At 64.5% G+C, this 26,251-nt stretch carries 21 protein-coding genes; 9 read left to right on the top strand and 12 right to left on the bottom strand.

The features are described 5' to 3' along the window. Nucleotides 1-363 precede the first annotated feature (363 nt). Nucleotides 364-1,512, bottom strand: coding sequence for a fused DSP-PTPase phosphatase/NAD kinase-like protein (locus OHZ10_RS33550; protein ID WP_342706330.1), 1,149 nt, complete (start codon nucleotides 1,510-1,512; stop codon nucleotides 364-366). Continuing rightward, nucleotides 1,463-1,843 (bottom strand): hypothetical protein, encoded by a 381-nt coding sequence (locus OHZ10_RS33545; RefSeq protein ID WP_342706329.1) that lies wholly within the window; start codon nucleotides 1,841-1,843, stop codon nucleotides 1,463-1,465. The genes OHZ10_RS33550 and OHZ10_RS33545 overlap by 50 nt, the downstream gene beginning before the upstream one ends. A 575-nt stretch (nucleotides 1,844-2,418) precedes the next feature. Between OHZ10_RS33545 and OHZ10_RS33540 the strand changes: the two genes are divergently transcribed. After that, nucleotides 2,419-3,054 carry a hypothetical protein gene (locus OHZ10_RS33540; protein ID WP_342706328.1) on the top strand — a complete coding sequence of 212 codons (636 nt, stop codon included), beginning with the start codon at nucleotides 2,419-2,421 and terminating at the stop codon, nucleotides 3,052-3,054. Nucleotides 3,055-3,347: 293 nt separating this feature from the next. On the opposite strand, the gene OHZ10_RS33535 is transcribed toward OHZ10_RS33540, so the two are convergent. Next, nucleotides 3,348-4,004: an XRE family transcriptional regulator gene (locus tag OHZ10_RS33535; RefSeq protein WP_342706327.1), complete on the bottom strand. Its 657-nt coding sequence runs from the start codon at nucleotides 4,002-4,004 to the stop codon at nucleotides 3,348-3,350. Between the two features lie 338 nt (nucleotides 4,005-4,342). Between OHZ10_RS33535 and OHZ10_RS33530 the strand changes: the two genes are divergently transcribed. Next, a complete protein-coding gene (locus tag OHZ10_RS33530; protein WP_342706326.1) occupies nucleotides 4,343-7,282 on the top strand; it encodes an ATP-binding protein in 2,940 nt (979 codons plus the stop codon). 59 nt (nucleotides 7,283-7,341) lie between these two features. Here OHZ10_RS33530 and OHZ10_RS33525 read toward each other — a convergent pair whose 3' ends face one another. The 8 genes from OHZ10_RS33525 to OHZ10_RS33490 all read right to left on the bottom strand — a co-directional run bounded on the left by OHZ10_RS33525 (nucleotide 7,342) and on the right by OHZ10_RS33490 (nucleotide 18,234). Next, entirely contained in the window at nucleotides 7,342-7,695 is a 354-nt protein-coding gene (locus OHZ10_RS33525) for a hypothetical protein (protein ID WP_155627333.1), read from the bottom strand. A 241-nt stretch (nucleotides 7,696-7,936) separates the two neighbouring features. Continuing rightward, complete coding sequence (locus OHZ10_RS33520) at nucleotides 7,937-9,229, bottom strand: MFS transporter (RefSeq protein ID WP_342706324.1); 1,293 nt, start codon at nucleotides 9,227-9,229, stop codon at nucleotides 7,937-7,939. A 366-nt stretch (nucleotides 9,230-9,595) separates the two neighbouring features. Beyond that, the gene (locus OHZ10_RS33515) at nucleotides 9,596-10,378 is read right to left on the bottom strand and encodes an SDR family NAD(P)-dependent oxidoreductase (protein ID WP_059241542.1); all 783 of its coding nucleotides are present in this window, start codon (nucleotides 10,376-10,378) and stop codon (nucleotides 9,596-9,598) included. A 66-nt stretch (nucleotides 10,379-10,444) separates the two neighbouring features. Then, nucleotides 10,445-11,653 (bottom strand): alpha/beta hydrolase family protein, encoded by a 1,209-nt coding sequence (locus OHZ10_RS33510; protein ID WP_342706322.1) that lies wholly within the window; start codon nucleotides 11,651-11,653, stop codon nucleotides 10,445-10,447. Between the two features lie 363 nt (nucleotides 11,654-12,016). Continuing rightward, on the bottom strand, nucleotides 12,017-13,303 hold the full coding sequence (locus OHZ10_RS33505; RefSeq protein WP_342706321.1) for an aspartate aminotransferase family protein: 1,287 nt from the start codon (nucleotides 13,301-13,303) through the stop codon (nucleotides 12,017-12,019). A 25-nt stretch (nucleotides 13,304-13,328) separates the two neighbouring features. Beyond that, the gene (locus OHZ10_RS33500) at nucleotides 13,329-14,396 is read right to left on the bottom strand and encodes a phosphotransferase (protein ID WP_174994478.1); all 1,068 of its coding nucleotides are present in this window, start codon (nucleotides 14,394-14,396) and stop codon (nucleotides 13,329-13,331) included. Beyond that, nucleotides 14,393-16,153, bottom strand: a complete 1,761-nt coding sequence (locus OHZ10_RS33495; RefSeq protein WP_059241534.1) for a hydantoinase B/oxoprolinase family protein — start codon at nucleotides 16,151-16,153, stop codon at nucleotides 14,393-14,395. Before OHZ10_RS33495 ends, OHZ10_RS33500 begins: the two co-directional genes overlap by 4 nt. Nucleotides 16,154-16,167: 14 nt before the next feature. Then, nucleotides 16,168-18,234, bottom strand: a complete 2,067-nt coding sequence (locus OHZ10_RS33490) for a hydantoinase/oxoprolinase family protein (RefSeq protein ID WP_174994477.1) — start codon at nucleotides 18,232-18,234, stop codon at nucleotides 16,168-16,170. Nucleotides 18,235-18,489: 255 nt separating this feature from the next. Here OHZ10_RS33490 and OHZ10_RS33485 point away from each other — a divergent pair, with 255 nt between their 5' ends. Beyond that, nucleotides 18,490-19,248: a GntR family transcriptional regulator gene (locus OHZ10_RS33485; protein WP_342706320.1), complete on the top strand. Its 759-nt coding sequence runs from the start codon at nucleotides 18,490-18,492 to the stop codon at nucleotides 19,246-19,248. Between the two features lie 45 nt (nucleotides 19,249-19,293). Here OHZ10_RS33485 and OHZ10_RS33480 read toward each other — a convergent pair whose 3' ends face one another. Further along, nucleotides 19,294-20,076 (bottom strand): hypothetical protein, encoded by a 783-nt coding sequence (locus OHZ10_RS33480; protein WP_256087330.1) that lies wholly within the window; start codon nucleotides 20,074-20,076, stop codon nucleotides 19,294-19,296. Between the two features lie 617 nt (nucleotides 20,077-20,693). Between OHZ10_RS33480 and OHZ10_RS33475 the strand changes: the two genes are divergently transcribed. The 6 genes from OHZ10_RS33475 (at nucleotide 20,694) to OHZ10_RS33450 (ending at nucleotide 26,240) form a co-directional block, all read left to right on the top strand. Next, nucleotides 20,694-21,653 carry an AraC family transcriptional regulator gene (locus OHZ10_RS33475; protein ID WP_342706319.1) on the top strand — a complete coding sequence of 320 codons (960 nt, stop codon included), beginning with the start codon at nucleotides 20,694-20,696 and terminating at the stop codon, nucleotides 21,651-21,653. 115 nt (nucleotides 21,654-21,768) lie between these two features. Then, nucleotides 21,769-22,335 carry a carboxymuconolactone decarboxylase family protein gene (locus tag OHZ10_RS33470; protein ID WP_059241525.1) on the top strand — a complete coding sequence of 189 codons (567 nt, stop codon included), beginning with the start codon at nucleotides 21,769-21,771 and terminating at the stop codon, nucleotides 22,333-22,335. Beyond that, complete coding sequence (locus OHZ10_RS33465; RefSeq protein WP_342706318.1) at nucleotides 22,308-23,423, top strand: acyl-CoA dehydrogenase family protein; 1,116 nt, start codon at nucleotides 22,308-22,310, stop codon at nucleotides 23,421-23,423. The genes OHZ10_RS33470 and OHZ10_RS33465 overlap by 28 nt, the downstream gene beginning before the upstream one ends. Beyond that, complete coding sequence (locus tag OHZ10_RS33460; protein WP_059241521.1) at nucleotides 23,420-24,214, top strand: ABC transporter ATP-binding protein; 795 nt, start codon at nucleotides 23,420-23,422, stop codon at nucleotides 24,212-24,214. Before OHZ10_RS33465 ends, OHZ10_RS33460 begins: the two co-directional genes overlap by 4 nt. Nucleotides 24,215-24,229: 15 nt before the next feature. Further along, nucleotides 24,230-25,420, top strand: coding sequence for an ABC transporter substrate-binding protein (locus tag OHZ10_RS33455; RefSeq protein WP_340625970.1), 1,191 nt, complete (start codon nucleotides 24,230-24,232; stop codon nucleotides 25,418-25,420). Continuing rightward, on the top strand, nucleotides 25,413-26,240 hold the full coding sequence (locus OHZ10_RS33450; RefSeq protein ID WP_340625969.1) for an ABC transporter permease: 828 nt from the start codon (nucleotides 25,413-25,415) through the stop codon (nucleotides 26,238-26,240). Before OHZ10_RS33455 ends, OHZ10_RS33450 begins: the two co-directional genes overlap by 8 nt. Nucleotides 26,241-26,251: the final 11 nt, after the last annotated feature.

Below are 26,251 nucleotides of genomic sequence, written 5' to 3'. Positions count from 1 at the left end.
GCACAACACCGCTCGCCGGCGCCATGTATGACTGCTTGATGACACATCGTAGGTTCCCGCTGCCGTGGGTGGCGGGTGAACGCGAAGCAGCGTGCGCCGTGGCGAAGCGGAGGCCGGTCGCTCGGGCAATGTGGCGCGTCGACGCGGCGCGTGGCGTTGTCCGGAATGGAACGGACGGGGCCGGACCTGCACGGTTCAGCGCGGCGACGCCCCGTTTTGCCGATCTGGCTTGCGTTGCGTCGACCCGCGCCTGTCTGCCTTGCCCCAGGGCATGTCAGTCCATCGCGAGGTGGAGGGCATCGACAGTCACGATTCCACTGTCTCTCTCGACGTGCCGTCGATTACCTGACCATGCCGCGGCGATCAATCCCTGGCAGCCGGCACGCCATCGGTAGCTCTGGCGCCGGCATCCGGACGCGACGCAAGCCATGCACTCCAGGTTTGCGGCTGTCCGTCCGGGTTTTGTCTCGCGTACTCATGGAACGCATAGAGGAACGACAATCGATCCTGTCGAAAGACGGCGTTCTGCCCATCGATCTTTCTCAATTGATAGTGACCCAGCTCCCCTTGCCGGTCGATGATGCCGTCTGCCGACACCCGTCGAGCGTTGCGCAACATGTCATAGATCGCCATGAACGTGGTCGTGCGCCCTCTGCCACCCTTGCAATGCACATGCAATGCTGCGCCGGATGGCATCTGACGGACGATATCGACGAACCGGTCGACGGCATCGTTGCCCGGCCGCAGGTGGTCGGTGACCGTCAGACGGGCATAGTTTGCCCCGGTGCGTTCGACGAGCGCCTGCTCGCTGACGATCTCCGGACGATGGAGCGTGACCGACCTCATCGGCCTGACGCCCGACTTCATGTCTTCCGCGCTATGGATCGTCAGATGCTCGCTTCGACGAAGGTCGCCGATCCAGTCGGCTTCGCGCTGCAACGCTTCCTCGTGCGAAAGGCCGACGTTGGCCCAGTCTTTCAGGCCGCGCAACGTCAGTGCGTAGCGGCCGGCTACGACGTGTGATTCCTGGCGGACATCGACGATATGCAATTGATCCCGATTCTGAATGTTCGCGGATCGCGCGATACGTTCAACCTGCCCGGTCGTCGAGATCGTCTCGCTTCCCGATAGTCGCAAGTCGTCAAGTCCTTCCCGATTGAAGTGCGCCGGAAGGGCGCTCAAGTCGCTGGTGGTCCGGAAGTACCGGAAATGTTCCGCGCTACCCGGCTGGTCTTCCGGCGGTGGCGTGCGGTCGTAGGTCAGGACGGGATCCAGCTCTCGCTCCGGTTGTGCGAACCGCAGGGAGCTGATGCGCGGTAGCGTGGCAATGCCGTCGTCGCCGGCCCGGGTGCCCGCCTCCGGTTTGCGAGGCAGTATCGATAGCGTGGGATGCCGGGCAGAATGCTCGGCATCCCGCGGCTGTTGACGTGCCTTTTGAATGCAGCGCTCATCGGATCCCGATTCACTCGTAACCGGTGGCTTGAATCCGCCGGATTTTGCGATGTTCGTCATGACGTCTCCAGAATGCCTGCGTCGCCGCGCGAAGAGTCGAGAGGCGCGCGTCGATGCTTGTACGGAACCACGGAATGGGTCCGATCATGTGGATCGCCCGATCGCACGACCACTCATCGATCTTCACCGTTTCGGCAAGCCCTCGATCGACGCCGGTACCGATCGCCGGAGATCCTGACGCCGCATGCAGACTCGGCGTCTTGATGTCGACGAAGCGCGGGGCCGTCGAACGCCGGTCGCCCCGCTCCCGCTTGCCTGCCGATACGCCGCGAGCGTGGTCAATGCGGCGCGGTTCCGGATCCAGCGCGCTGTCGATGCCCCCCTTCGCCAAGTACCGGCCGACGGCCCGATACGTTGACGTCGGGACGGGGATGGATGACGCGACGCTGACGCGCGGCCGCTTGGCGGCGCCCGTTCAGCCAACGAATGTCACGAGGCGGGAAAAAATGAGCCTGTCTGCAACGGACCCCGCACGGACATGCGCTGCAGAGGTCGATAGGGTCGCGGTTCCGCGGCAACCGCGCGGTCGCGAACGCGAAAATACCATCGGGGGCGCGAAGCACATGAATTCGCGCCGGTTGGAGCGCGATGCAAACACCTCTCGCGTGACATCGAACGCTGCACTTCCGGTGCGAAACGTTTGGATACACCTCGTTCGATCATGCCGGATTTTTACGCTTCGCGTGCGTCGCCGTGACTTCGCCACGCCGGCAAAACCATCCGGATCACTTGATAACCTCGCGTCGTCAATGCCCGCCAAGTTGCATCGACATCTGCTGGCCAGCACCGGACAACGTCATTGAGGACGGCACGGCATGTCTTCGCATCATCGTCCAACGCTTCGCAAGCCGAACAGATCGCACCGCGCCTGACCGGTAATCTGGCGGGTGCCAAATTGCAATCCACATGGAGCGCTCGATGGGATGCACCATTAGCCGTGAGCCGGGCGAGCGTGACTTGCCCCACACCGACAATCCGCTTGGTGAACGTGTCAATGACACGGTCCCTTCCAGTCCAACACCACCGGTTCAGTTGCAGCAGCTGAGCCGGATGAGGGCACCGCGACACTCGAGGGACGAACAGGCAACGGGGCTTCGCGAAGAACCGCGCCGAGCGGGAATCCAGTCAGCCGAATCTCCGGCTGGCAAGCATGCCGCAGATCACGCTCCGGCAAATCCGGCACCTTCGATTCGACTGCAACGACTGAGTCAAGCGATGCCGCCGCGACGCTCGTCGAGCGGGCAGGTAACGGCGCCTCACGAAGATATCCTGCTGGAACGGGAAGCAATCAAGGACAAGGACGAGGAGCGCCGAGATCGCCTATCGCAATTGATTCCCGAGTATTTCGGACGCAATGAAATTGAGGAAGATAAAAAACATATTGCGATGTGGGTCGTCAATTACCATGAATACGCATTTCGCAGAAGTACTGCGAATGTGGAAATCTCCGGACCATTCAAAGGAAATGAAACATTTTCTTTCGAGAAATCTTCAAATCGGGACGCAAAAGATGACGATATCGATCCATTCGTCAAGCGATGAATCGACCCCGTTCCCGCTCATCGAGATGAACGGGAATTAGCAAAACGAGTGGTACTCGCGGGACGCGAACCAGTGAACGACCGCGCCGGCAACCGCGCGCTGGCCGGACCGTCACCCTGGAACAGGCATTGTCGCTTGGAACACATGCCCGTTCCGAGCCGGTTGCTCACGTGTTGCGCCGACCTGCCGGTTGGTGACGAAATCGGCGCTGACCGGTACTTTTCCATATTCCACGACCTGCCGCGAGCGTCCGCGCACGACGAAGTCCGGCGTTGCGGACATGCCAGGACACGCTACGGTGAAACGGGTTTCTGTTGCGCGTATCCGGAAGGGGTCAGCACCACGAGCAGCGTCGCACCGGCCGGCGCCACGTACGCATGCGGCCGATGCGACGAAAACAATGCACTTTCGCCCGCCCGCAACCGCGTCGGCTCCCCTTGTTCGAAATGCAGTTCCAGTTCGCCTGACAGCACATAGCAAAATTCCTCGCTGTCGTGCGTGGCGAGCCCCCCTGCCTCGTCGAGCGTACGTGCGTCGACCTGCATGCGCAACGTGATCATCCCGGTCGAACTGTCGCGGTGCAGCAGTGCGTATTCATACGGAATGTTGGCGATTCGCGTCGTGACGATGTCTTCTGCGTGACAGACGCTCAGCGTGCTGACCTTGCGTGGCTGGACGGTCAGCACCTCGCTCCAGTCGAACCCCATCCCTTCGATGATCCGGAGCAGCATGCCGAAGGTCGGCGACATCTTGTTCGTCTCGATACGCGAAAACGTCGCGGCAGGGACACCGGTCAGCCGGCTTGCCTCATTCAGCGTCAGGTCCCGCGACTGGCGCAGCGCGCGCAACCGCTGGCCGATCTTGTCGGCGGGTACTTGCTGGCGGCCGCGGCGCGGCGGCTTGATCGACAGTGCCGAAGTGATGGAGGCGACGCGGGTCTTCTTGTTCATTGCCGTTCATCGGAGTTGAAAAACGTTGCGGATGAGTAAATTGAATAGACGGATGAGTGAACTGAATATACCGCATCGACGCCCCCGCGGACGAGGCTTGTCGCCACACGACAAAGGACGTACACTGAATTCACAATTGCATGACGAAACCGCGGTATCTTCACGGCCACGGTTTTTTTAAACACCCTGATTTGCATATATGTAAATCTCGGGTTGAATTGTTGCCAGTTCAGCCTCGATGGTCGGGGTTCACTATCCAGTAACGAAAGGTTGAAGAAGCTCGGCGTCGCGATTCGGCAACCCGGGATTTACCTATCCGTAAATATCGAGAGCAAGCCATGCCCCTGCAGGATGCCCGAGCGCAGCTTCCTTCCGATGAGCATTTCACGCTGTTCGGCCGTTTTGCCATCGGGCGCAAGTCCCGCCGCTTGTGGGCGGAGGGAAAAGCGCTCGCATCCAACGAACGGGCCACCGAATTGCTGATCGCATTGATCGATGCGGGCGGCAGGATCGTCTCGATCGAACAACTGCAGCAGCATGTCTGGCCGGGTTCATCCGTGTCGGCCAATAGCGTTCAGGCGCTGGTATCGCAACTGCGCAACGTGCTGGGCGACGATCGGGACGTGATCGAGACCGTGCCGCGCCGCGGCTATCGCTTCGCCGCCGAGTGGTGCGACATTCGCGACGAGTGGGCCGGTCCCGACGGCAGGCGCGCGGCAGTCGATCCGCCGAGATGCGAATGGCACGACATGCGCGATGCCGGCAGGCACGACGAGCGTGTCGCGGGTTTGCTCGACGATGATATCGAGCATCGGCCGTTGATCGGGCGCGATGCGGAACTCTCCGAGTTGTTGATGCTGGCGCCGACGCATCGCCTGATTACGTTGACCAGCCCGGGCGGCAATGGAAAAACCCGGCTCGCTCGCGAGGCAGCGCTGTGCACCTCGGCATTGTTCCCCGATGGTGTCGCCTACGTCGAGCTCGCCGACCTGACACTGCCCGAACTCGTCCCGGATGTCATTGCGGCAAAAATCCTGCCCGTGTCGTCGCATGCGTCGTCGGGACCGGGCGGGCTCATCGAGCACTTGACGAATCGCCGCATGCTGCTGGTCATCGATCATTGCGATCATCTCGCGCAGGAGGTCGCCAGTCTCGTCGAGACATGGCTGAGCGTGACCGAGGTGTGCGTGATCGTATGCGCGGAAGCACCGTTGTTCATCGCCGAAGAGCGTGTGCTGCCAGTGGCGCCGCTGCGCTTCGGCGGGCGACCGGCATCCGCTGCGGCGCTCGACACGGCGGACACGCCCCTGTCGGATGCCTGCCGACTGCTCGTCGCGCAGCTCGAATCGAACGGGGGACGGCCGAGCGCCGGGCGCGTCGACGCAACGCCGGATCGCACGCGCGACAGGCCGCTCGACGCGACGCTGGAATCGATCTCCCGCGCGTTGAGCGGCAATCCGCTTGCACTCGCGTTGGCGGCACGACAGATCGCACGCGCGGTGCGCGGTCGCACGACGCTCGACAGCGCGGCCGAGGACTGGAACGCGCGGTGGCGCCGGCTCATGCAGCATCGAACTGGAAGTCACGAGATTGCACCGGAACCGGCTACGCTGGTGTCGTCCGTGGTCGCACTGGCCTACGGCGCGCTCGACACCGCTGCGCAGCACGTATTGTGTTGCGTCAGTCTGATCGGCGGACCGTTCGACCTGGCCGACGCATGTGCCGTCTCGATCCGACCGGAAGAAACGGGCACCGGGGATACGGAAGACCGGCTGCCCGCGATCGTGGCGAACCTGATCGACGCCGGCCTGGTCGATGCAGGCCCGTCCGCCGATCCTGGCGGCCACTTCGAAGTCCCCCGGCCGGTGCGGCGATTCATCCGTGGGATCCTGACGCATCGTTTCGACCATGCAGACCTGTCCGCGCGTCATGCCAAATGGGTCGTCCGGAAAATCAGCCCGCCGTCCGGGCGGGATGGCAGGCCTGCCGATAAGCGCCGCGACAGCGCGCCGACGCTTGCCGACCTGCGACGCGCACTCGGTTTTTCAGGCAACGCCGGTTATCCGCGGATCGCCATCCAGCTGCTGCAACATTCGGGAGCGATCTGGATCGGCGCGCGTCTCGCCAGGGAATGGCTGACATGGATTCGCCGTGTGCTGGAGCACGATCTGTCGCGCCCGGTCCTCAAGATCCGCGACCACATGCTGCTGTATCTGTCCGTGGCGCAGTCCATGCAGCACGCCACGTCGACAGCGGAGGTCGTTGCATCGTGGTGGCGTGTCTATGAACTCGCCACGGCCTGCGCCGACGACGACAACCGCGTGCTCGCGCTATCGCTGTTGTTGATGCGCTCGCTCGAAGCCGGTTTCAATGACGATTCGCCCGAACTCCTGATGCAGGTGCGGGCGCGGATCTTGCACGAATGTGCCAGTTCGTCGTCACATCAGGGCTTTGCGCTGCTGCACGGTGCGCTGCTGACCTTCGATGGCCGGCACGACGAGGCCATCCGCCTGTTTGCTCCACCGGACGGACATGCGCCGCCGGTTGGCGAACGGCCCGATCGCCAGTGGCCGGAAACCGGCACGCCCGACTATGTCGCCGTGGTGTCGGACAACGCGCTGGCCATGTCGCTGTGGCTGACCGGCGCGCATACGATTGCGCATCCGCTGTTGTTGCGCGCGTTGCAGGACGCACGACACCCTTCCGATCCGATCGCGCGTTGCGCTGCCGCGATGATGGCTTGCGTCCTGTTCCTGCTGGAAGGCAACACGCAGCGTGTCGCACAGCAGGCCCGGTTGCTGCTCGAAATCGCGCAACGCAACGGCTTGCAAGGCTGGACGAGCGTCGGGTGCAGTTTCCTGCAGTGGACGCACGCAATCGACGAGACACACGACGAAGCGTGCAAGCTGACTCGACTGGCGCTGGGCAATCTGGCCCGCGGTCATACGACCATCGTCGATCTGGTCGTGCTGGAACGGTTTCGTGGATTGGTGTTGAGCAAGGTGGACGTTTCGATGCTGGTTCCTCAGTTCGAGCAGATGATCGCCAATCTGTCGGCCGGCGGACGCAGGTGGTTGATGCCCGAGGCGTGGCGTGTGTATGCGGTCATCCAGCACCACGCGGGCCTGCCCGCCGAGCATGTGCACGCGGCGCTCGAGCACGCAGCGCACGAAGCCCGGCAACAACGTGCATCGCTGCTGTGGCGCCGGATCTCGGCTACCCGGGAGCAAATCGTACCGTCGCGGAAGGCGGAGGAAGGACGCGACACAATCACCTGATTCGCGATGCGCTTGTCGTCGCGCGTGCCGACCTGGTCATTCGCCCGAATCGCTCGACCCTATGACGCTATCCATTCGAGGATCGGTGCGATGGCTTCATCCGAGTATCCGAGATTCCAGTACTGACGGCCAAGGATCGCCTCGACACGGCTGCCCACCAGCGACGGTGTCTCCATGACAGCGCCCACCAGAACTTGATCTTCAAGTCTTTGAATTGCCCAGACGTTCAAGCTGCCGGCCCCGCATAAAAGCTCGATACGCAAAGTCTCCTGCCCCGCTTCCTTTGCGTCTTTGCCATTCATCCAGGGGACAAGAGCAGCCACCTCGTCGTCTTTGAGCAGCGACGCACAAAGCTGTGCGGCCTGCCGCGGGACCACGCCGAAAACGCGCAATCGGTTCGTCTTGAATTCCATCTTGGCCTCGCACTTGCGGAGCAAAATCTTCCGCAAAAAACGATAATTGTTCTTGCCATTCAGCCAACATGCTTTCAGAACCGCGAAGATACTTGGACGCTTGCGAACCGACGTGGTGCGGCCAGCGCCTCATGCAGAGGTCGAATGACACACCTGCGGAAGTGGATGATTTCCGTGTTGATCTGCTCAACAGTCTTTCCACACCCGGTCGCCCTGAATTCGGCAACGATCAATCCCCCCTTCAGCGCACGAAAAAATCCGTCTTTTGAGGCCCCTCCGGATACGTCGCGGGCCTCCCCTGCGGGCTGCTTTCGTCACCGGGCATGTCGTGCCGGCTACGGCGATACTTCGGAAGCTTGACGAGCACGAGGGCGGAAACAACCAGCAGGACCGAGTCGACCCAAAGCGGCACGCTGTACGATCCCGATCGCGCATGGAGAAACGCCATGATCATCGGGCTGAGGCCCAGGCATGCGATGAATGCGCCGAAGATCCACCCGAATACCCTGCCATACGACCGCTTTCCAAAGTAACGGGATACCAGGTATCCCAGCAGGTCGCCTTCGGTGCCGAGCGCGAAGCCTACCGCGATCGCGGAAAAAGGCGCTGCCGGGATGCCGAACGTCGCGAGTGCGGCATAGCCAGTCGCGGCGACTACCGCAATCGTGCCCAGGATATACGGACCGAAGATGCGGTCGGCGCTCCAGCCCCCGAGCAGTCGGCCCGCTATGCCGGAAATCCCGACGAGTCCGGCAATCTTCGCGGCATTGACGGTGGTCATCCCGCCATCGACCAGCATCGGCGTCAAATGCACGAGCATGCCGCCCACCGCGAGCGAGTAGCATCCGAGCCCGAGCATCAACCGCGAGAAGATCGCGCGCCGCTCGGTCGCATTGAACAGGCTGTCGTCCGGGGCAACCGCGGTCGATTTCGACGCGCGGAGTGCCGCCGGCTGCACGAGCAACAGCGCACCGAGTAACGGCAGCATGGCCGCTGTCAGCGCAGCGAGCGTCAGATACCCAGCCTGCCAGTCATGCGTGGAAATGACCGTGGCGACGAGGAGCGGCGCAAAGGTTGCAACCAGGCTCGGTCCCAGGAGGGTGATGCCGAGGGCAAGCCCTTTGGTCGCCTCGAACTGATGGACCACCAGCCGTGTGTACGCAACCGGGGCGGCCCCTGCCCCCAACGCGGCGATAGCGAGCTGGATCGCATAAAACTGCGCCAGCGAAAAGCGATGCAGCCCAAGCACCGCAAACAGGGCCGCAGCCATCACGAGCGAGCAGGCCGTGATCCTGGCCACACCGAATCGGTCCATCAGCAGCCCGGCGATGGGTGACGCAACGGCCAGCATCAGCGTGGAGAGCAATACCGCGAAGGACAGTTCGCTACGGGTCCATCCGAGATCGTTCGTCATGTACGGGAAAAAAACGCCCGATGTATAGAGGGGCAGAGAAGAAATCCCCAGCCCGCATCCGAACATGGCGACCACGACCAGTAGCCAGTTCCGCTTGAATTCGTCAAAGGTCGAGTTCATCGAGTCTCCTCCTGAATGGTGCGACGGTTCCCTTTGCGAAGCACGAAGCGCTTCCATGCAATCTGCATGACGGAACGGTCTTTCTGAGTAGGTTCCCGGCAGGCCTGGCAGTGGACCGGAACAAGGTCGTACGAAACTGCCGGGCCTGCCGGAGAACGCAGGTGCGATCGGTCCATGCCGGACGCCATTTCAACTCGCGCTGCCATCGCCTGGTCGACACGGGCGCCGACGAGGCGATAACGATCACAAATGATGGAGTCCGAAACATATGTCGCAGATTTCTCATTTCATGATCGTTTCCGGATTCTTGTGCGAAATCTCGACAGCGACGATGCAATGCGCGCCGACGCCCGTCGATGCGTCCGGTCAGTCCGACGTGAAATCCGCCCCGGCAGAATACCCTTCGTCCGCAAGAACGAAACTGCCGTGCATCGCGCGCGCGGCGTCGGACACGAGGAACAGCGCGATTTGCGCGATGTCTTCCGGTGACGAGTAGGCGTTCCCGCTGGGCGTCTGATCCACGATCTCCTTGAGGACCGATGCGTACTCCGGATCCTTGCGGATATATTCGTTGATCGGCGTGGCGGTATTCCCCGGCCCGATCGCATTGATGTTGATGCCGTGTGGCGCCAGCTCGAACACCAGTGTCTTGGTCAGCATGATGACGGCTGCCTTCGTCGCGCAGTAGGCCGCAAAGGAGCCGAATCCCATGACCCCGCATACGGACGCAATGTTCACGATCTTGCCGTATTGGTTGCGCTTCATCTCCGGCACGACGGCGCTGATGGCGTTCCACGTTCCCTTGACGTTGATGTCGACGGTGTTGTTCATGTTGGTCTTGTCGTCGGACTCGATCGGTGTCGGCACGAACACGCCCGCGCAATTCACGAGAATGTCGATCCGGCCGAAATCCGCGACGATCTCCTTCGCCAGTTGCGTCATCGCATCCGCATCGCGAACATCCGCGGCATAGCCTTTCGCCCTGCCCTCCGCGGCGCCCAGCGTCCTCGCGACGGCCACGGCTTTCTCGACGCTGCTCGACGCCACGACGGCGACGATCGCGCCTTCTTGCGACAAGGCTCGGGCGACCGCTTCGCCGATGCCTTGAGACCCGCCCGTCACGAGCGCTACCTTTCCCTTCAGTTTCATCAACCTGCTCCTGTTCAGGACAACAAAATGTTGATCAGACGATCGATCCGCGCCGATGCACCGGACTCAGGCCAGTGCCGGGTATCGGGCCCGCGCGCTTGCCTGATCGACACCGAGCTTCTCGGCCAGCCAGTCGCAGACAAATTCCTGACCGAGCGTCGGATTGTCGATCTGGCAATGCGCCGCGCCGGTTTCTTCCGGATAAAAAAGCTTGAGTTCGGCGTTTACACCGCTCTTTTTCGCATAGTCGTAGGTATCGGTCGCCGTCTCGAGGCCGAGCCAGTCCTCGGTTCCCTGCAGGACGAGATACGGCACGCTGATGTTGTCGATGACGCCGCTCAACGAGAACACTTTGGCCCGCTGAACCACCGCTTCCGGTGTCGAGCATCCGAAGACCCATTTCAGGTGGCTCCAGATCAGCTTGTCGGGGAAGTCGAGCCACTCGGCGAACAGCGACGACATGTCGAACATCACCGAATCCGACACCACGGCAGCGACCCGCTTCTCGGCCGCCGCGGCCAGCGCCGCGTAGACACCCCCGACGCTGGCACCGTACAGCCCGATCCGGGTCGAATCGACGTCCGCACGCGTCAGCAAATAGTCGACACATGCGCCGACCGGGACCTGCGTATCCGGGCGGTTGACGATTTTCTGCCTGCGCAGCGTTCCGCCTTGTCCGGGCAGATCGACCAGCAGCAACGACATGCCGCGGGGAAGCGCGTGCTTGGGCATCTCGTGAAGGAGTTCGTCCTTGTACTCGTCGAGCCCGCCGAAAGCGATTACGACCGGCGAACGAACGTCGCTGCCTGCACACGGGATGAAATAGGCATCCAGGTGCGCCCCGTTCTCGTACGGAACCTTGACGACTTCGCCGGCAGGCGTGAGTCCCGCCAGATAACGCTTCGAGCAGCGCTCCACGCTTTCGAAGGTGTCGGTGCGTCGCGGGTCGTCATGCCCGAGATAGAACTCCGACGAACGATAGTAGTTGGCCGCGCGCAGCCAGTTGCTGCTCGCCGTACGAAAGCGCTTCAATTCAAACGCCTCGTTCGCACGGGCCTCGCTCGTCCGTGCGAGGGCTTGCCATTCGCGATACCAGCTCTCGGTATCGCCCGGCGCCATCCGCGATGCCGCGAGAAAGCACTCGCTGATCAGGCTGGCCCCTTCCTGCGCGGCACCCAGCGTGCGCGCAAACTGAAAACTCAGCTCGGGCTGCCCCGGCCATTGAACCCAGCCATTCTTCTCGTAACGACCGGGTGCTACGTTCTTCGCATCCATCTTCTGTCTCTCTCCATGATTGATTTGACTAACCCAGATACGACCAACCGTCTTCATTGATTCTGTTTCTTGCGGGTCGCTTGCCGACGGTGCCGACACCTGCGACCGGTATCCCCTTGAACTGGCGCCCCGAGGCCCTTTCCCCCCCCAGGCATCCGCTGGCGCTTCGCGAGGGCCACGCCTGAATTTACGGATACGTAAATTTCGATTCATGATAGCGGGTCTGTTATCACATATCAAGATGATGTTCCGTTGGCGCCCCGGAAGCGTCGGCGGCCCCGGCGGTGCCGGCGCCGGGCGGTGGCTGCCGTCCCTGTTGACCGGATTGCCGCCGTCCGGGCGCCGAACGTGGAACCCGGAATATCAGGCGAGCGAGCGCGTTACGTCTGACAAAACCGCTTCGAGGTTCGTCATGAACAGATCGACGTGGTCCGGTTGAAAAATCAGTTGCGGTCTCAACTTGAGAACGTTTCCGTACGGCCCGGTGGCACTGATCAGGATGCCTTTCCTGCGCATGCCATTCACCACCTTCGGCGTGTCGTCGCTCAATGGCGCTTGGGATTGCCGGTCCTTCACGAGTTCGACCCCGAGGAAGAAACCTGCGCCACGAATGTCCCCGATCAGCGGGCACGCGTCCTGAAGCTCGAGCAGCTTCGACCGGAAATAGTGTCCCGTGCTTTGCACGTTGAGCATCAGCCCTTCGTCCCGGATCGCATTCAGTACCGCAAGGCCCGCAGCGCTTGCCACCGGATTGCCGCCAAACGTGTTGAAGTATCGGGTCCGGCCGGCGAACGCGTCGATCAGCGGCGTCCGTGCAACGATGCCGGCAACCGGATACCCGTTTCCCATCGGCTTCCCGAGCGTGACGATGTCCGGAACGACACCGTGGCGCTCGAAACCCCACATCGCGGATCCGGTACGGCCAAAGCCGGCTTGAACTTCATCGGCGATGAAAATTCCGCCCTCGCGACGGATCAGATCGACCGCCGGGCCCAGAAAGCCGGCCGGATCGCCGAAAATGCCGTCGCTGCTGAAAATCGTGTCGACGATCAGCGCGGCGGGCTGAATACCGTGCCGCCTCATGTCGGCGACCGCCGCGGCAACGCTTTCGGCAAACGCGGAAGCGACTTGCCCGGCCGAGTAGGTCCGGTAGGTGTCGGGGGCCGGGACGGTGCGCACATGCTGGCCGAGCGGTACGCCTGCGCCGAACGACGGAGAGATCTCGGCGATCGAGCTGGTGACGCCGTGATACGCCAGCTTCGTCACGATGATGCCCGTTCCGTTCGTTGCCGCACGTGCAACGCGCAACGCAAGATCGTTCGCCTCGCTGCCCGTGCAGGTGAACATCACCTTGTCGAGCGCCGCCGGAAACAGCGCGAGCAGGCGATCCGAATACTCGAGAATCCGCTCTTCCACATAGCGGGTATGCGTCGCCAGCACGGCCATCTGGCTGGAGATCGCCGCCACGACGCCGGGATGCGCATGCCCGACCGACGGCACGTTGTTGTACACGTCCAGGTAGCGCTTTCCGTCCACATCGACAATCCACACCCCCTCGGCGCTTTTGGCATGGACGGGTTCATCGTAGAACAGGCGATAAGCCGGGCCGAGATTGTTCTGGCGACGCGCAATCGAATCGGTTGTATCCATTGAACTTCTCACGATAGGGTTGAGGCTAACCGCGAAGATCGCGAATGGCCTGGAAACGTGTGTTCGCCTGTGCATCGGAGATCCGCGCCAGGCGCTTCAGACCGATCCATGCATTGGCGTTGTTTCGCAAAATGTAGGCGCTGTTCGACGGATGCAGCGACGCGCGCCATTCCGTGATGGCGACGGTCATGACCAGTCGCGCGAGGATCAGCGGAAAGAGTGCGTGAAGCTCCACCGTGTCCAGCGGCATCTCGCCGTGGTAGGCAGCCACCAGTTCGACAACGGGCGCCAGCGGATCGTCGGCGTCCGCGATGAAATACGAAGCCGCGGTCGCCAGGTCGTTGATCAACGGGGCCTTGACGATATCCCCGAAATCGATGACGCCGGACACGCCGTGGGTCGCAGGATCGACCAGCACGTTGTACGGATTCAGGTCATTGTGGATGTACTGTTCCCGTAGCGCACCCGACAGCGGTTCGATGCCCGCTTGAAAGCGCTCGAAGGACTCGATGGCCAATCGCTGCCGATCCGGACCGTCGATGTATTCCAGCAGCCCCCTGACCCGGTCCATGCGCTTCAGATCCCACAGCAGGTCGCGATCGGGCGCCGGGTACGCGAAATCGGCAAGGGCACGTCCGATCCTGGCGTGCGTTTGCCCGATCGAGCGCCGGCAGAATCGGTCGACCTCGATCTGGTGCAGCGGCGTTCCCTGAAGGAAACTGAACAATCGCACGGGCGCCATCCGGCCGTCATGGAGGCAAAACCAGCCGGCGTCGGCCCCGGTGTTGGTCGACAACACCGTGGGAACCGGAATCGACGAGTCGGTCGCCTCGATGTGACGCAGGGCCTTCGTGACGAGTTCCGTCACCTGCGCAAGCTCGGACGGGTGCGTAATTTTGAGCACGTACCGGCGCGCTTCCGCGTCCTCCACCAGGTAATTGAGATCGCGCTCGCCGGTGAGTCTCCTGAGCGAACGCGGTTCGATCGAATAAACGGCGCGCACGATGTCGCAAGCCACCTCGTCATGCACGGCCGGCATGGCTTCGGTCATCGTCTTGTCGAAGGCGTAGCCGGCGTCGGTTCCCCGGCTCATTTCCGGACCTCGACAGCCACCCCGCCACTGGCATCCGCATGAACGTCGACGCCGTAGACCGACAACGCGCGCTCACGCGAAATCCAGCGCTCGCGCACGTCGTCGATCACGGCCGCGACGGCTCGGGTTTTCGGTACCCCGTATCCTCCACCGCCCGCGCATACCGAGCGGATGGTCTCGCCCGGAACCAGATCGACATGTCCCGCCACGGGAATGTCATGGCACTGCCCGTCCTTGTCGATCAGAACCTGCGACGTCGCGCCGCCCGCACCGCCGCCGCGGGCGCCCTGGGCCGGATTGACGGAACCATCCGCGACATACGCAACCGTCATCTTGCCGGACAGCGGGCCGAATTCGGTCACGAGGCTCGACGCGCCGCGATACTGCCCCGCGCCCTCGCTGTCGATCACGAATTGCCGTCTGGTCACGATCACCGGCATGCGCAATTCGTCCAGCTCCACGCTGTCGAGCAGGCATTGGCCGCCGTTGCCGGCATGCAGCATCAATTGCCACGCGTCGGCGCGCGGCCCGGCGCCGCCGCCGGTGAAACCCAGAAACACCTGATTGACATACGCATCCCCGGTGTCTCCGCGCACCCCGGAGAGCACGCCGACCGACGGCGGCTGGAACGGACCGCATTCGGCGGCGCCAATGCTCGCGGAGATGTCCGCCATCGCGACCTGAACCGGGCCCGTGACACGGTCCGCGAGGTTCGTCGTCGCGACCGAACATGAGGTCGGATGACGCGGCACACCGACGACGCATCCTTCACGCAGCTGGACATCGATGCGGCGGAACGCGCCGGCATTCTTTGGAATCGTCGCGTCGATACTGTTGAAAATGCCGATCATCGCGGCGGTCCGCGCGCAGGACTCCGACAGATTGAGCCCGCACGGGTAGCAATCGTCGTTGTCGGTCAGATCGACGTGGACACGGGCGTCGTCAGGATCGATCCGGACCGTCACCTTGACGGTGATCCCGTCGGGCGGCGTGCCCGGGATCGGATCGTGCGTCGACGAGCGCTCCGCACTGGCGCGCGGCAGCTGGCGCAGCGCGGCGATCATGCGCTCTTCGCTGTAGTCGAGGTAATCCTTCGTCAGGGCCTCGAGTGCGTCCCACCCAAGATCCTGTCCCAGCGCAAGCAGTTCCTGCTCGCCGATGCGAACGGACCCGAGCATCGCGAGAAAATCCCCCCGCCATTGCTCCGGCACGCGAATCCGCAGTTCGCACATGCGGATCACGTCGGAGACACGTTCATACTGTCGTTGCACCTGGACGCACGGGAAAATCAGCGCGCCCTCTTCATACACGTCGCGCGCAGTCCCCATGTAGGTCGTCGGCTGGGAATTGCCGCAATCCGCCTGGTGCGCCTTGACCAGGATGGTGAACCGGTGCTTGCCGTCGCCGTCGAACACGGGCGCGAGCAGCGTATGGTCCGCAGGATGCGAGCACCCGTGATACGGCGAGTTGTGGAGGAACACATCCCCCGGCAGAAAGCCCGGGTGCAGCTCCTTCATCGACTTCGACATCAGGTCCGGCCCGGACAGCACGTGAATGGGCAGGCTCTCGGCCGCCGCGACGAGTTCGTCGTCGGCGGACACGATGCAGCAGGAAAAATCACGTGCAATGTTGAGCACGCCTGAGCGGCCGGTTCGGGCCAGCGTATTCGACATCTTTCTGGCAATGCCCTGGAGCCGGTTGTTGACGAGCGCCAGCTTGACGCCGTCGCGGCGGCCTTTGGTCGTGTTTTCAGTCATGGTCCGTGGTCCTCTCATTCAACGTCGGTCATCACCAGGCTTCCGGACGGCGTCCGGCTTGCCTCGGCGCCAGGCGGCACCACGATGGTCGTAAAGGGGGATTCGACGATGGCAGGTCCGCTGATGCGGTGTTGCACGCCGATGTCGCCGAGCCGGTGCACCGCCGTATCGATGTAGCCGGTATCCGGGAAATACGCGCGGCGGACCCGCACCGCCGGCTCGCCCGCGCTATCGCCGGCATGGCCGACGCATGGCTCGGATGCACCGCGCACCCGCACGGAAACCGTTGCACACCAGCCGACGATCTCGACCGGCGACGTGTCGTCCTGGATGCCGAAAAGCTCCTCGTGCGCACGATGGAAAGCGGCTTCGAACACCTTGATGCCGTCAGCGTGCGTAAAGACGTCCGGGGTAACGGGCACCTCGATTTCCCAGACCTGATCCGGGTAGCGCGCCTCGACCAGGAACTCGGTCGCGCCTTCGGTCCCTGCTTGATCGAGGAATCGCCGGCAGTCGCCGTTCAGGTCTTCGAGCACGTGTCCCGCGCCGGAAAAATCGAAGCGATCGGTCCGCGTGAAGAACGTGCGGCGATACTGCGCGGTGAGGTCGGACATCAATGCGCCGCACGCCGATAGCGCGGCGCCCAGTTGCGGAATGAGCAGGCTCTTTGCGCCGAGGCGCCGGGCGATCCACGCAGAGTTGAGCCCTGCTGCGCCGCCCCCGCCGATCAGGACCGCGTCCTTCGGATCGACGCCTTGATTGACGGTGATCGTTTCGATCGCCTGGACCATGTTTTCCGTTGCGATCTGGATGATCGCGCTGGCCGCTTCCTCGACGGTTCTGCCGAGCGGTTCCGCGACATGCGCCCGGATCGCCTTCACCGACGCATCGACATTCAGCTTGCGCCGCCCGCCAAGGAAGAAGTCGGGATCGAGATAACCCAGGGCCACGCAGGCGTCGGTGACGGTCGGAAGATCGCCGCCGTTGTCGTAGGCGGCCGGGCCGGGTTCGGCCCCCGCACTTTGCGGACCGACATGCAGCATCCCGCCATCGTCCACCCACGCGATCGAACCGCCGCCCGCACCGACACTCTTGATGTCGACCGACGGAAACCCCGTAATGTGCGATCCGCTCGGCGATTCGATGTGCGTCTCGCGCGTCACCGGAATTCTGCCCCGTCTCACCAGGCTCACGTCATACGTGGTGCCGCCCGTATCCGCGACGATGGCGAATTCGCTGGGCTCGTCGACCGACGCGAAATAGCGGCCGGAAATGGGTGCCATCGCCGGCCCCGAATTGAGCATCTGGATCGGCATTGCCGCGGCGTCGGCGATGTCCAGGATGCCGCCCCGGGAAGTCAGCACGAGCAACCGTCCCTTGAGCCCTGCCTCGCGCAGGAAGTGTCGCAACCCTTCCAGGTGCTTGATCATGGAAGGCTTCAGGGACGCGTCGATCGCCGTTGCGGACGCGCGCCGATACTCGCGGATCGTCGGCGACACACGGTGCGAAAGCGACACGGGAACCGACGGCAGATGGGCCGCGAGCAGTTCGCCGATCCGCTCCTCGTGGCGGTGGTTGACGTTCGACCAAAGCAGGCACACGGCGACGGCTTCGATCCGGGCGGCCTTCATCTCCTCGATCGAGGCCAGCAACTTCGCTTCATCCAGCGGCGTGCCGACCGAGCCATCCGCGAGCATGCGCTCGGCGACCTGCCAGGTGAGCGACCGTGGAATATAGGGGGCCGGCGTCGACAGCGAATAATCGAATACGTCGGGCCGTCCGCCCTCCCTGAGCACCAGGATGTCCGGGTGGCCTTCCGTCGTGAGAAAGGCAGTTCGGGCCGTCCGCCCGGTCACGACTGCGTTCAGCGCGTGCGTCGTGCCATAGATGAACATGCTGGTGCGCGCCAACAACTGTTCCACCGTGAAACCGCCGTCCTGCGCCGCCACCTGCAGCGCGGCATGCACCCCTTCCAATGGCTTGCCAGGCGTCGTCGGCGCCTTTGCCATTCTCAGTTGACCGTCGTCGTATTCGACGATCAGGTCCGTGAAAGTACCTCCAGTGTCGACAGCGATTCTCATGGCTCCATCCACTTAAATGAGCAGGCTCGATTCCAGTCCGGCGCTTTGCAGCGCACCTCTTTTGTTATCTGTGATAACAGATAACAAATCATAGGCTCAGGTCTCCGAAAGCGCAAGCCGAAACCTGCCGCCCAGCCGGAGCCGGGCCGCGGTTCATCCACGCGCCGCCGCAACGGGCACGGGCCGGGCGGCGCGATCGGCGCCAGATCTGCGTGATAAAATATCTGGCATCACGCATCACGAACGAGGATTCGTATGAACGACAAGAAGGTGGCGGAAATCCGCGATTTGCCTGCATCCGAGCGTGGCGTCGCCAAGGCGGATCGCCCCGGCCTTCTTGAACCTGTCGAGCGCGAGACCCTGTATGACAAGGTCTATCGACAGTTGAGCCAGGCACTGCGGCAAGGTCAGTTCGAGATGGGCCAGTCGTTGACCCTGCGGTACCTCGCCGGCACGCTCGGCGTGAGCATGATGCCGGTGCGGGATGCCGTCTCCAGACTGGTGAGCGAAGGTGCGCTGGAAACCTTGCCGAACCGGCAGGTTCGCGTGCCGCTGCTCACGCTCGGTCAGTATCAGGCGTTGATCGAGGCGCGCGTCGCGGCGGAAGGGTATGCCGCCTATCTCTCCGCCAAGCGGATCGGCGGCGATGCGCTGCGGGATGTCAAGGCCGCCAACACCCGGCTCAAGGCTGCAGCGAAGAAGCGCGATCATCCGACCGTCATGGAGGCGAACCAGGCCTTCCACTTCGGCATCTATCGCGGTGCGGAATCGCCTGCGTTGCTGCAGATCATCGAAAATCTCTGGCAGCAGAGCGGCCCGTACCTGTCGAGCATCGAACGTGCGATGACCGCCAGTCCCGCCAAACGCGGACACGATTTCGGCGCGGCACAACATGACCGAATCATCGCGGCGCTGGAGAGTGACGATGGCGATACGGCGCGGGCAACCCTGGTTGAAGACATCGAAACCTTTGGTGCGATTTACCTGGACATCTTGCGGCACGATCACGCGTGAGCATCCAGCCACGCGACGCAGCACGCGCGCACGACGCCGTGCCGCCTACGGAGCGGGAACCGGGGCCATTCGACGCGCTTTGACGGATGCTTCTGCGTCGACCCGGGCCCGTCGCGACTTTCGCGTCGTATTGCCGTGCACCAGGGCATTCAGTGCGCTGGCCACGTTCTGGCCGGCGCTGCTCTGCGGTCCCACCGCATCGCGAAAAGCCTGGAGATGGCGATTCGCGCGGGCCGCTTGTCCTGAACGGAACAGCATGCTGCGCAGTTCGGCGAGTGTCGGCCGCGGCTGCCCGCTCTCTTCCGGATGGCTGCGTAGCCAGATCGCCAGCCGGCGCAGCAGGCTCGCATGCGTCAGCGCCGTCCTGCGAAGCGTGGCCGAGGTCTGCTGATAGCGGCGGATCAATGCTTCGTCGTCGCTCTGGACCGGCTGCCGTTTCCGCGCGGTATCGCCGCGAACCAGCGCATCCAGTGCACTGGGCGTATTTTTACCCGTACTGCTGCGCCTTCCCACCGCTTCGCGGAACGCCTGGACATGCGGATTTTTGCGCGCCGGCCGGTGCGACTCGATCAATTCGGCGCACAACACCGACAAGGTCGGGCGCGGCCTGCCGTCGGCCTCGGGGTTGGCGCGCAACCAATTGCCCAACTGGCGCAGCAGGCTCGCGTGGCTCTCGGCTGTTTTCGGCGCGGTATTCGACGCGTATCGGTATGCACGGATCAGCGCTTCATCGTCCACATGCCAGTGTCGGCCTGCGCCGCGCCCTCGCGCTTCCAGCAGATACCGTTCCTGGGTCAACGACGGGATGCCGGCCTCCTGCATGAACATTGACAATGTCGATTCCATGGACGGGATGGATTTTTCAGGCAGCGTATGCGGGCGCCGCCCGAGGTTCCGGCGTGTCGAGGCGATCGCGCCACGCGTTGATTCACGGCATTGAACGACGTAGCGTATTGCCGTTCGACAGGCCGCTTGGCCATGCCGGGACAACGATGCCGGGAAGCCGCAGGCACATGATCCGCCAGCGTTGCGTCAAGGAACGAGCCGAACACGAAGATGCGTTCCGAAATGCGAGCGACCGCCGGGGCGTTGCTGCACGGCGGGGTGTCGCGATACGGAAAGGCGGGAGCGAAATGGCAACGGGTGCGCTACCCAACGCTCGAACGGCAGAACGCCCCGCGCGTTTCCGGCTTCACATGACGGGCGTGTCACGGCAGGCTGCGGAAGAGACTGGTCCGGGGCCTCGCGCGAGGGCCAACCGTCCGGCCGGGTTCGCGGTGACGACGTACCGTAAGGGGCTCGCACGCGTTCGCCGGGAGTCGTAGACGTTACGCGTACGCGAGGATCCCTTCGCCACGCCAGGAAAAAGCTTTCTACGAATCGTTGGTTTGAGCGGCGCGACGCAGCCCGTAGCATGGGCGCGTCAACCTCCTTCCAGCATCGGAATGTCCGCGCAAACAGACAAGGTCGTCCATTGGCTGCTGTCCAGCCTGGCGCCCAGAAGCCAGCTCTTTCACGTCGGCCAGTACTGCGGCGACTGGCAAGCGTCGACCGCCGGCCGTGCCAAGGCAAGCTTCCACGTCATCCTGCATGGATCGGCGTGGCTTCACTTCGCCGACGGGCGCGCCAGCGTCCAGGTTGCCGAAGGCGAAGCCGTGTTCCTGCTGCGCGACGTGCCGCACGGGTTGTCGCCGAGCCCGGTCAATCCGAACGCCTGCACCGTCGCCGGTGACGGCCGGATCGAGCGACGCGGAACGATGCAGACGCTCGACCCGTCGGTCGACGGCAGTGTCGGGCTTGCCTGCGGCTTCATCGAATTCCACTCCACCGTCTCGCGCGCAATCGTGTCGCTCCTCCCGGAGTACCTGATCGTGCGGCGCGGCGACGACGCCCATCGCGGCATCCACGGCCTGTTCGACCTGATACGCGCCGAAGGCCGTCATGGCGTCGACGCGCCATCGCCGCTGATCGACAAGCTGGTCGAACTGCTGCTGTTCTATGCGGTACGGGACGCCGCCGGGCACGATACCGTGACCAGCGGGCTCGCGTCGCTGATGCAGCGGACCGGCTTCGGCACGCTCCTGGCCGCGATCGTCGACGCGCCCGGCGACGCGTGGACCACCGAGTCGATGGCCGCGCTCGCCAACATGTCGCGCACCGCGTTCTGCAAGCACTTCAGCGAAGCGTCGGGACATCCGCCGATGCAGTTCGTCACGATGGTGCGGATGAGGCTCGCGGCAGACCTGTTGCAGCAGGGCTTGCCGATTTCGCGTGCAGGCGAAATCGTCGGCTATCAGTCGGAGTCGGCATTCGCGCATGCATTCAAGCGCACGATGGGCATGCAGCCCGGCGCATGGCGTCGCGATCGCGACAACGCGTCGCACCCTGCGGCGCGCCTCCACTAACCGGACGGCGCACCGCCGCCCCGCGGGACGAACGCACAGGAATCGCGGATGTTCGCGCATTGTCCGGTGGCGACGCCGCCTCGACAATGTTCTCACTGCCCTTCCGGAGAATCCTGTGAGCCGCCTGCCCTTGCCTGCCATCGAAACGGCCCCCGCGCCGAGCCAGCCGTTCCTGGAGAAATCGCTGCGTGCGAACGGCTTCCTGCCGAACCTGGTGCGCTCGCTCGCGAATGCGCCGGTCGCCCTCGAAACCTATCTGACCGTCTCGGAGATCAACAGCCGTGCGGGCCTCACGTTTGCCGAGCGCGAGGCGGTTCAGATCACCGCGGCCGCCGTCCACGGCTGCGCGTTCTGCGTGGCCGGCCACACCGCGGCGGCGCTGAAAAAGGCGCATGTCGATCGCGCGGACGTGAACGCGTTGCGCGACGGTGAGCCGGTCGCCGATGCGCGGCTGGATGCCGTCGCCGAATTCACGCGTGCGGTGATCGCGACGCGCGGCGCCGTTGCCGACGACGCGCTCGACGCCTTCGTTGCCGCCGGCTTCACCGAAGCGAACGCGCTCGAGGTGGTGCTGGGCGTCAGCCTCGCAACGCTGTGCAACTTCGCGAACAACCTCGCGCGCAACGAACTCAACCCCGAACTGGCGGCATACCGATGGGAACCCCGGACACAGCTCGCCTGACGGCGCCCGCACTCGACGCGTCGTTCGTCGACTGGCTCGACGCGAACGCCACGCCGCTCGACACGAGCGCCGACCTGAAAGCCGAAGTCGTGCCGCGCCTCGCGGCCGCGGGGCTGTTCCGAAGCGGCGTGCCGGCGAGCCTCGGCGGCGCCGGCGGCAGTACCGCGGACGCCATTGCGGGCATCGCCGCGGTGGCCGAGCATTCGCTGGCGGCAGCCTTCGTCCTGTGGGGCCAGCGCAGCTTCATCGAGTATCTGCTGCAAAGCCCCAATACCGCGCTGCGCGAGCGCTGGCTGCCGGCGCTGCTCGACGGCAGTTGCGCCGGTGCCAGCGGCCTGTCGAACGCGATGAAGTATCTGTGCGGGATCGAATCGCTGCAGATCGACGCCACGCAGCACGCGGAAGCGGCCGACGACTGGCGGCTGACCGGCAGGATGGCCTGGGTGACGAACCTGCGCGCGGAGCAGTTCGTGGTGGCGGCCGCCGTCGCGTTTCCCGATGGCCGCCCGTCCGCGATCGTCGCGATCCCGCATGACGCGCCCGGCCTGGCCCGCAGCACGGATCTCGACCTGATCGCGCTGCGCGGCAGCAACACCGCCGCGTTGCGTCTCGAGGACGTGCCGACCGATACCGCGTGGCTGATCCATCCGGATGCGCGAACTTTCCTGCCGGCGGTGCGACCGGCGTTCCTGGGTTTGCAGTGCGGGCTCTCGATCGGGCTTGCGCGTCGCGCGCTGGCCGAAGCGCAGCGTGCGGCGAAGACGTCGCGCGGCATCCTGGGCGCAGAAGTCGAATCGTGCGCGGCCGGGCTGGCCGCCGCATGCGCGCAGCTGTCGAGCGGCCTTGCCGACGGCAGCCTGCGCATGCACCCCGATCGCCTGTTCGAGCTGCGCATCACGCTCGCGACGCTGGTGGCGACCGCCGTGAACCTCGAACTCGAGGCGAGCGGTGGCCGCGGCTATCTGCGCGATGCCGGGCTCGGTTTCGATCGACGCTGGCGCGAAGCGGCGTTCATTCCGATCGTCACGCCCAGCGTGGTGCAGCTGAAGGCGCAACTCGCGGCGCAGTCGCGGAGCATCGCCGCATGACGCCGCCGCTGCTGGACGCCCGCCACCTGACGCTCGGCTACGGCGAGCCGTCGCCCACGATCGTGCTTGCCGATGTCTCGCTGTCGGTCGCTCCGGGCGAAATCGTCGCGCTGATCGGCCCGAGCGGCACCGGCAAGTCGAGCCTCCTGCGCGCGCTGGCCGGCCTCGAGCGGCCGCAATCGGGCACCGTGTCGGTCAACGGCGCGATGCTGCAGGGTCCGCATCCGAAGATCGCGATCGCGTTTCAGGATCCCTGCCTGTTGCCGTGGCTGTCGACCGAACGGAACGTCGCGTTCGGGCTCGCGTTCGAGCATCAGGATCGCCTCACGCGCGATCAGCAACGCGAACGCGTCCGGTCGGCCCTGCGCGCGGTCGGGCTCGAAGCCGCCGCAGCGCTACGCCCGGCCCAGCTCTCCGGCGGCATGGCGCAGCGCGCGGCGCTCGCGCGCGCACTGGCGCGTCAACCGCAGGCCTTGCTGCTCGACGAGCCGTTCTCCGCCCTCGACGAAGTCACGCGCGCCGCGATGCAACAGCTGCTGGCGGGCATCGTCGCGACGACGCGCTGCGCGACGGTACTCGTGACCCACGACATCGACGAAGCGCTGCTCGTGGCCGACCGCATCGTGCTGCTCGGCACGCAAGGCCGTTTCATCGATGCCTGGCAGGTCGATCTTCCGCATCCGCGCGACGCGTTCGTCAGCGAACTCGGCACGATGCGCATCGACATCCTGAAGGCGTTGCAGGCCGGCATGAAGCGCCCGCACGCGTCCGAACTCCACCCCGCTCACTGACCTGTCCCGCCTCCCATGTGCCAGATACCGATGTCGCGCCGCGAATGGCTGAAGCTTGCGACCCTGTTCACCGCGGCCGGCGCCGCCCCGCTGCTGTCCATGGCGAACGCGCATGCCGCAACGGATCCCGATGCGCCCGTTCGCATCGGCTATCTGCCGATCACCGACGCAGCGCCGCTGCTGGTGGCCCACAACAACGGCCTCTTCGCATCCGAAGGGCTGAACGTCGAGCCACCGAAGCTGTTGCGCAGCTGGGCGCAGCTCGTCGAAGCGTTCCTGTCCGGCCAGGTCAACGTCGTGCACCTGCTGTCGCCGATGACGCTCTGGGCGCGCTATGGCAGCCGCGCGCCGGCAAAGGTCGTCGCCTGGAACCACGTGAACGGCTCCGGGCTGACGGTCGCGCCCGGCGTCGATTCGTTGCGCGATCTCGGCGGCAAGACCGTCGCGATCCCGTTCTGGTACTCGATCCACAACGTCGTGCTGCAGGACATGCTCCGTCAGCAGGGGCTCGTCCCCGTGCTCAAGCGGCGCGGCACGCCCGGGCCGAACGAGGTCAACCTGGTCGTGATGGCGCCATCGGACATGCTGCCCGCGCTCGCCGCGCGCCAGATCGCCGGGTATATCGTCGCCGAGCCGTTCAACGCGACGGCGGAATTGATGAAGATCGGCAAGATCCTGCGCTTCACCGGCGACGTCTGGCAGAACCATGCGTGCTGCGTCGTGTTCATGCACGAGAACGATCTGGCGCAGCGCCCCGCGTGGTCGCAGAAGGTCGTCAACGCGATCGTGAAGGCGCAGTTGTGGGCGCGCTCGCATCCGCAGGAAACCGCGCAACTGCTGTCGAAGGACGGCACGCACCGCTATACGCCGCACACGCTCGCGGCGCTCGATCGCGTGCTGGTTCCGTCGGCGTCGCTGGCCGACACCTATCGTGCGAGCGGCGCGATCCGTCATGCGGACTGGCGCGGCAAGCGGATCGACTTCCAGCCGTATCCGTTCCCGAGCTACACCGAGGCGCTCGTTCAGCGGTTGAAGCGTACCGTGGTCGACGGCGACCGCGCATTCCTCGCGTCGCTCGACCCGGCGTTCGCGGCCCGCGATCTCGTCGACGACCGGTTCGTGCGCAAGAGCATCGACGCGGTCGGCGGGCTCGCGGCGTTCGGTCAGCCGGCCGCCTTCCGGCGGGAGGAGATCATCGTTGTCTGATGCGCTTGCCACCCGCCGTTCGTCCGCCCGCCAAACGCGCGCGGCCCGCGGCTTCCGTTCCCCGGCGCGCATGGCCGCCGGATGGCTCGGCGTGGCCGGCCTCGTCGCGACCGTCGCCGTCTGGTGGGCCGCGATCCACGCATTGACCGAGCCCGGCTCGCTCGGCCGGCAGTTCGCGCCGGACAGCGCGTTTGCGAGCCTGCGGTCGCTGTGCGCGGACGATCACCTGCTCGAGCACGCGCTCGTCAGCCTGCGGCGCATCGGCGTCGGGCTTGGCGCCGCGCTGCTGGCCGGCGTGCCGCTCGGGCTGCTGATCGGCCGCGTGCAATGGATCGAGCGCATGCTGTCGCCGACGTTCCAGTTCCTGCGCATGGTGTCGCCGCTGTCGTGGATGCCACTCGCCGTGATGTCGTTCGGCATCGGCGACCGTGCGATCTACTTCCTGCTCGGGTTCGCCGCGTTGTGGCCGGTCCTGATGAGCACGGCCGCTGGCGTGACCCAGATCGACCGGCGATGGCTGCAGCTCGGCGCAAGCCTTGCGGCCACCCGCCGCGAGCTCCTGATCCACATCGTGCTGCCTGCCATCGCGGGACCGCTGCTCAACGGCATCCGGCTCGCGATCGGCATCCTGTGGATCGTGCTGGTGCCGGCCGAGATGCTGGGCGTCAGCGCGGGCCTCGGGTACCTGATCCTCGACACGCGCGACCGGCTCGCGTATTCCGAACTGATGGCGGTCATCGTCGTCATCGGCGCGCTGGGCTTCGCGCTCGACGGATTCGCGCGGCTATTGGCCCGGGCGCTGCTGGCGTCCGGCCGCTAGCGCGATGCGCG

The sequence above is a fragment of the Burkholderia arboris genome, from assembly GCF_038723655.1.
Classification (GTDB): Bacteria; Pseudomonadota; Gammaproteobacteria; order Burkholderiales; family Burkholderiaceae; genus Burkholderia; species Burkholderia arboris.
This window is presented reverse-complemented; position numbering and strand designations above follow the sequence as displayed.

Excerpts from the sequence above, each read along its gene's own strand:
- OHZ10_RS33540 (WP_342706328.1), top strand. The coding sequence starts at position 2,419 with ATGGAGCGCTCGATGGGATGCACCATTAGCCGTGAGCCGGGCGAGCGT.
- OHZ10_RS33485 (WP_342706320.1), top strand. The coding sequence starts at position 18,490 with ATGAACGACAAGAAGGTGGCGGAAATCCGCGATTTGCCTGCATCCGAG.
- OHZ10_RS33500 (WP_174994478.1), bottom strand. The coding sequence starts at position 14,396 with ATGAGCCGGGGAACCGACGCCGGCTACGCCTTCGACAAGACGATGACC.
- OHZ10_RS33530 (WP_342706326.1), top strand. The coding sequence starts at position 4,343 with ATGCCCCTGCAGGATGCCCGAGCGCAGCTTCCTTCCGATGAGCATTTC.
- OHZ10_RS33520 (WP_342706324.1), bottom strand. The coding sequence starts at position 9,229 with ATGAACTCGACCTTTGACGAATTCAAGCGGAACTGGCTACTGGTCGTG.
- OHZ10_RS33510 (WP_342706322.1), bottom strand. The coding sequence starts at position 11,653 with ATGGATGCGAAGAACGTAGCACCCGGTCGTTACGAGAAGAATGGCTGG.
- OHZ10_RS33460 (WP_059241521.1), top strand. The coding sequence starts at position 23,420 with ATGACGCCGCCGCTGCTGGACGCCCGCCACCTGACGCTCGGCTACGGC.
- OHZ10_RS33490 (WP_174994477.1), bottom strand. The coding sequence starts at position 18,234 with ATGAGAATCGCTGTCGACACTGGAGGTACTTTCACGGACCTGATCGTC.
- OHZ10_RS33535 (WP_342706327.1), bottom strand. The coding sequence starts at position 4,004 with ATGAACAAGAAGACCCGCGTCGCCTCCATCACTTCGGCACTGTCGATC.
- OHZ10_RS33515 (WP_059241542.1), bottom strand. The coding sequence starts at position 10,378 with ATGAAACTGAAGGGAAAGGTAGCGCTCGTGACGGGCGGGTCTCAAGGC.
- OHZ10_RS33465 (WP_342706318.1), top strand. The coding sequence starts at position 22,308 with ATGGGAACCCCGGACACAGCTCGCCTGACGGCGCCCGCACTCGACGCG.
- OHZ10_RS33525 (WP_155627333.1), bottom strand. The coding sequence starts at position 7,695 with ATGGAATTCAAGACGAACCGATTGCGCGTTTTCGGCGTGGTCCCGCGG.
- OHZ10_RS33480 (WP_256087330.1), bottom strand. The coding sequence starts at position 20,076 with ATGTTCATGCAGGAGGCCGGCATCCCGTCGTTGACCCAGGAACGGTAT.
- OHZ10_RS33550 (WP_342706330.1), bottom strand. The coding sequence starts at position 1,512 with ATGACGAACATCGCAAAATCCGGCGGATTCAAGCCACCGGTTACGAGT.
- OHZ10_RS33455 (WP_340625970.1), top strand. The coding sequence starts at position 24,230 with ATGTGCCAGATACCGATGTCGCGCCGCGAATGGCTGAAGCTTGCGACC.
- OHZ10_RS33505 (WP_342706321.1), bottom strand. The coding sequence starts at position 13,303 with ATGGATACAACCGATTCGATTGCGCGTCGCCAGAACAATCTCGGCCCG.
- OHZ10_RS33475 (WP_342706319.1), top strand. The coding sequence starts at position 20,694 with ATGTCCGCGCAAACAGACAAGGTCGTCCATTGGCTGCTGTCCAGCCTG.
- OHZ10_RS33495 (WP_059241534.1), bottom strand. The coding sequence starts at position 16,153 with ATGACTGAAAACACGACCAAAGGCCGCCGCGACGGCGTCAAGCTGGCG.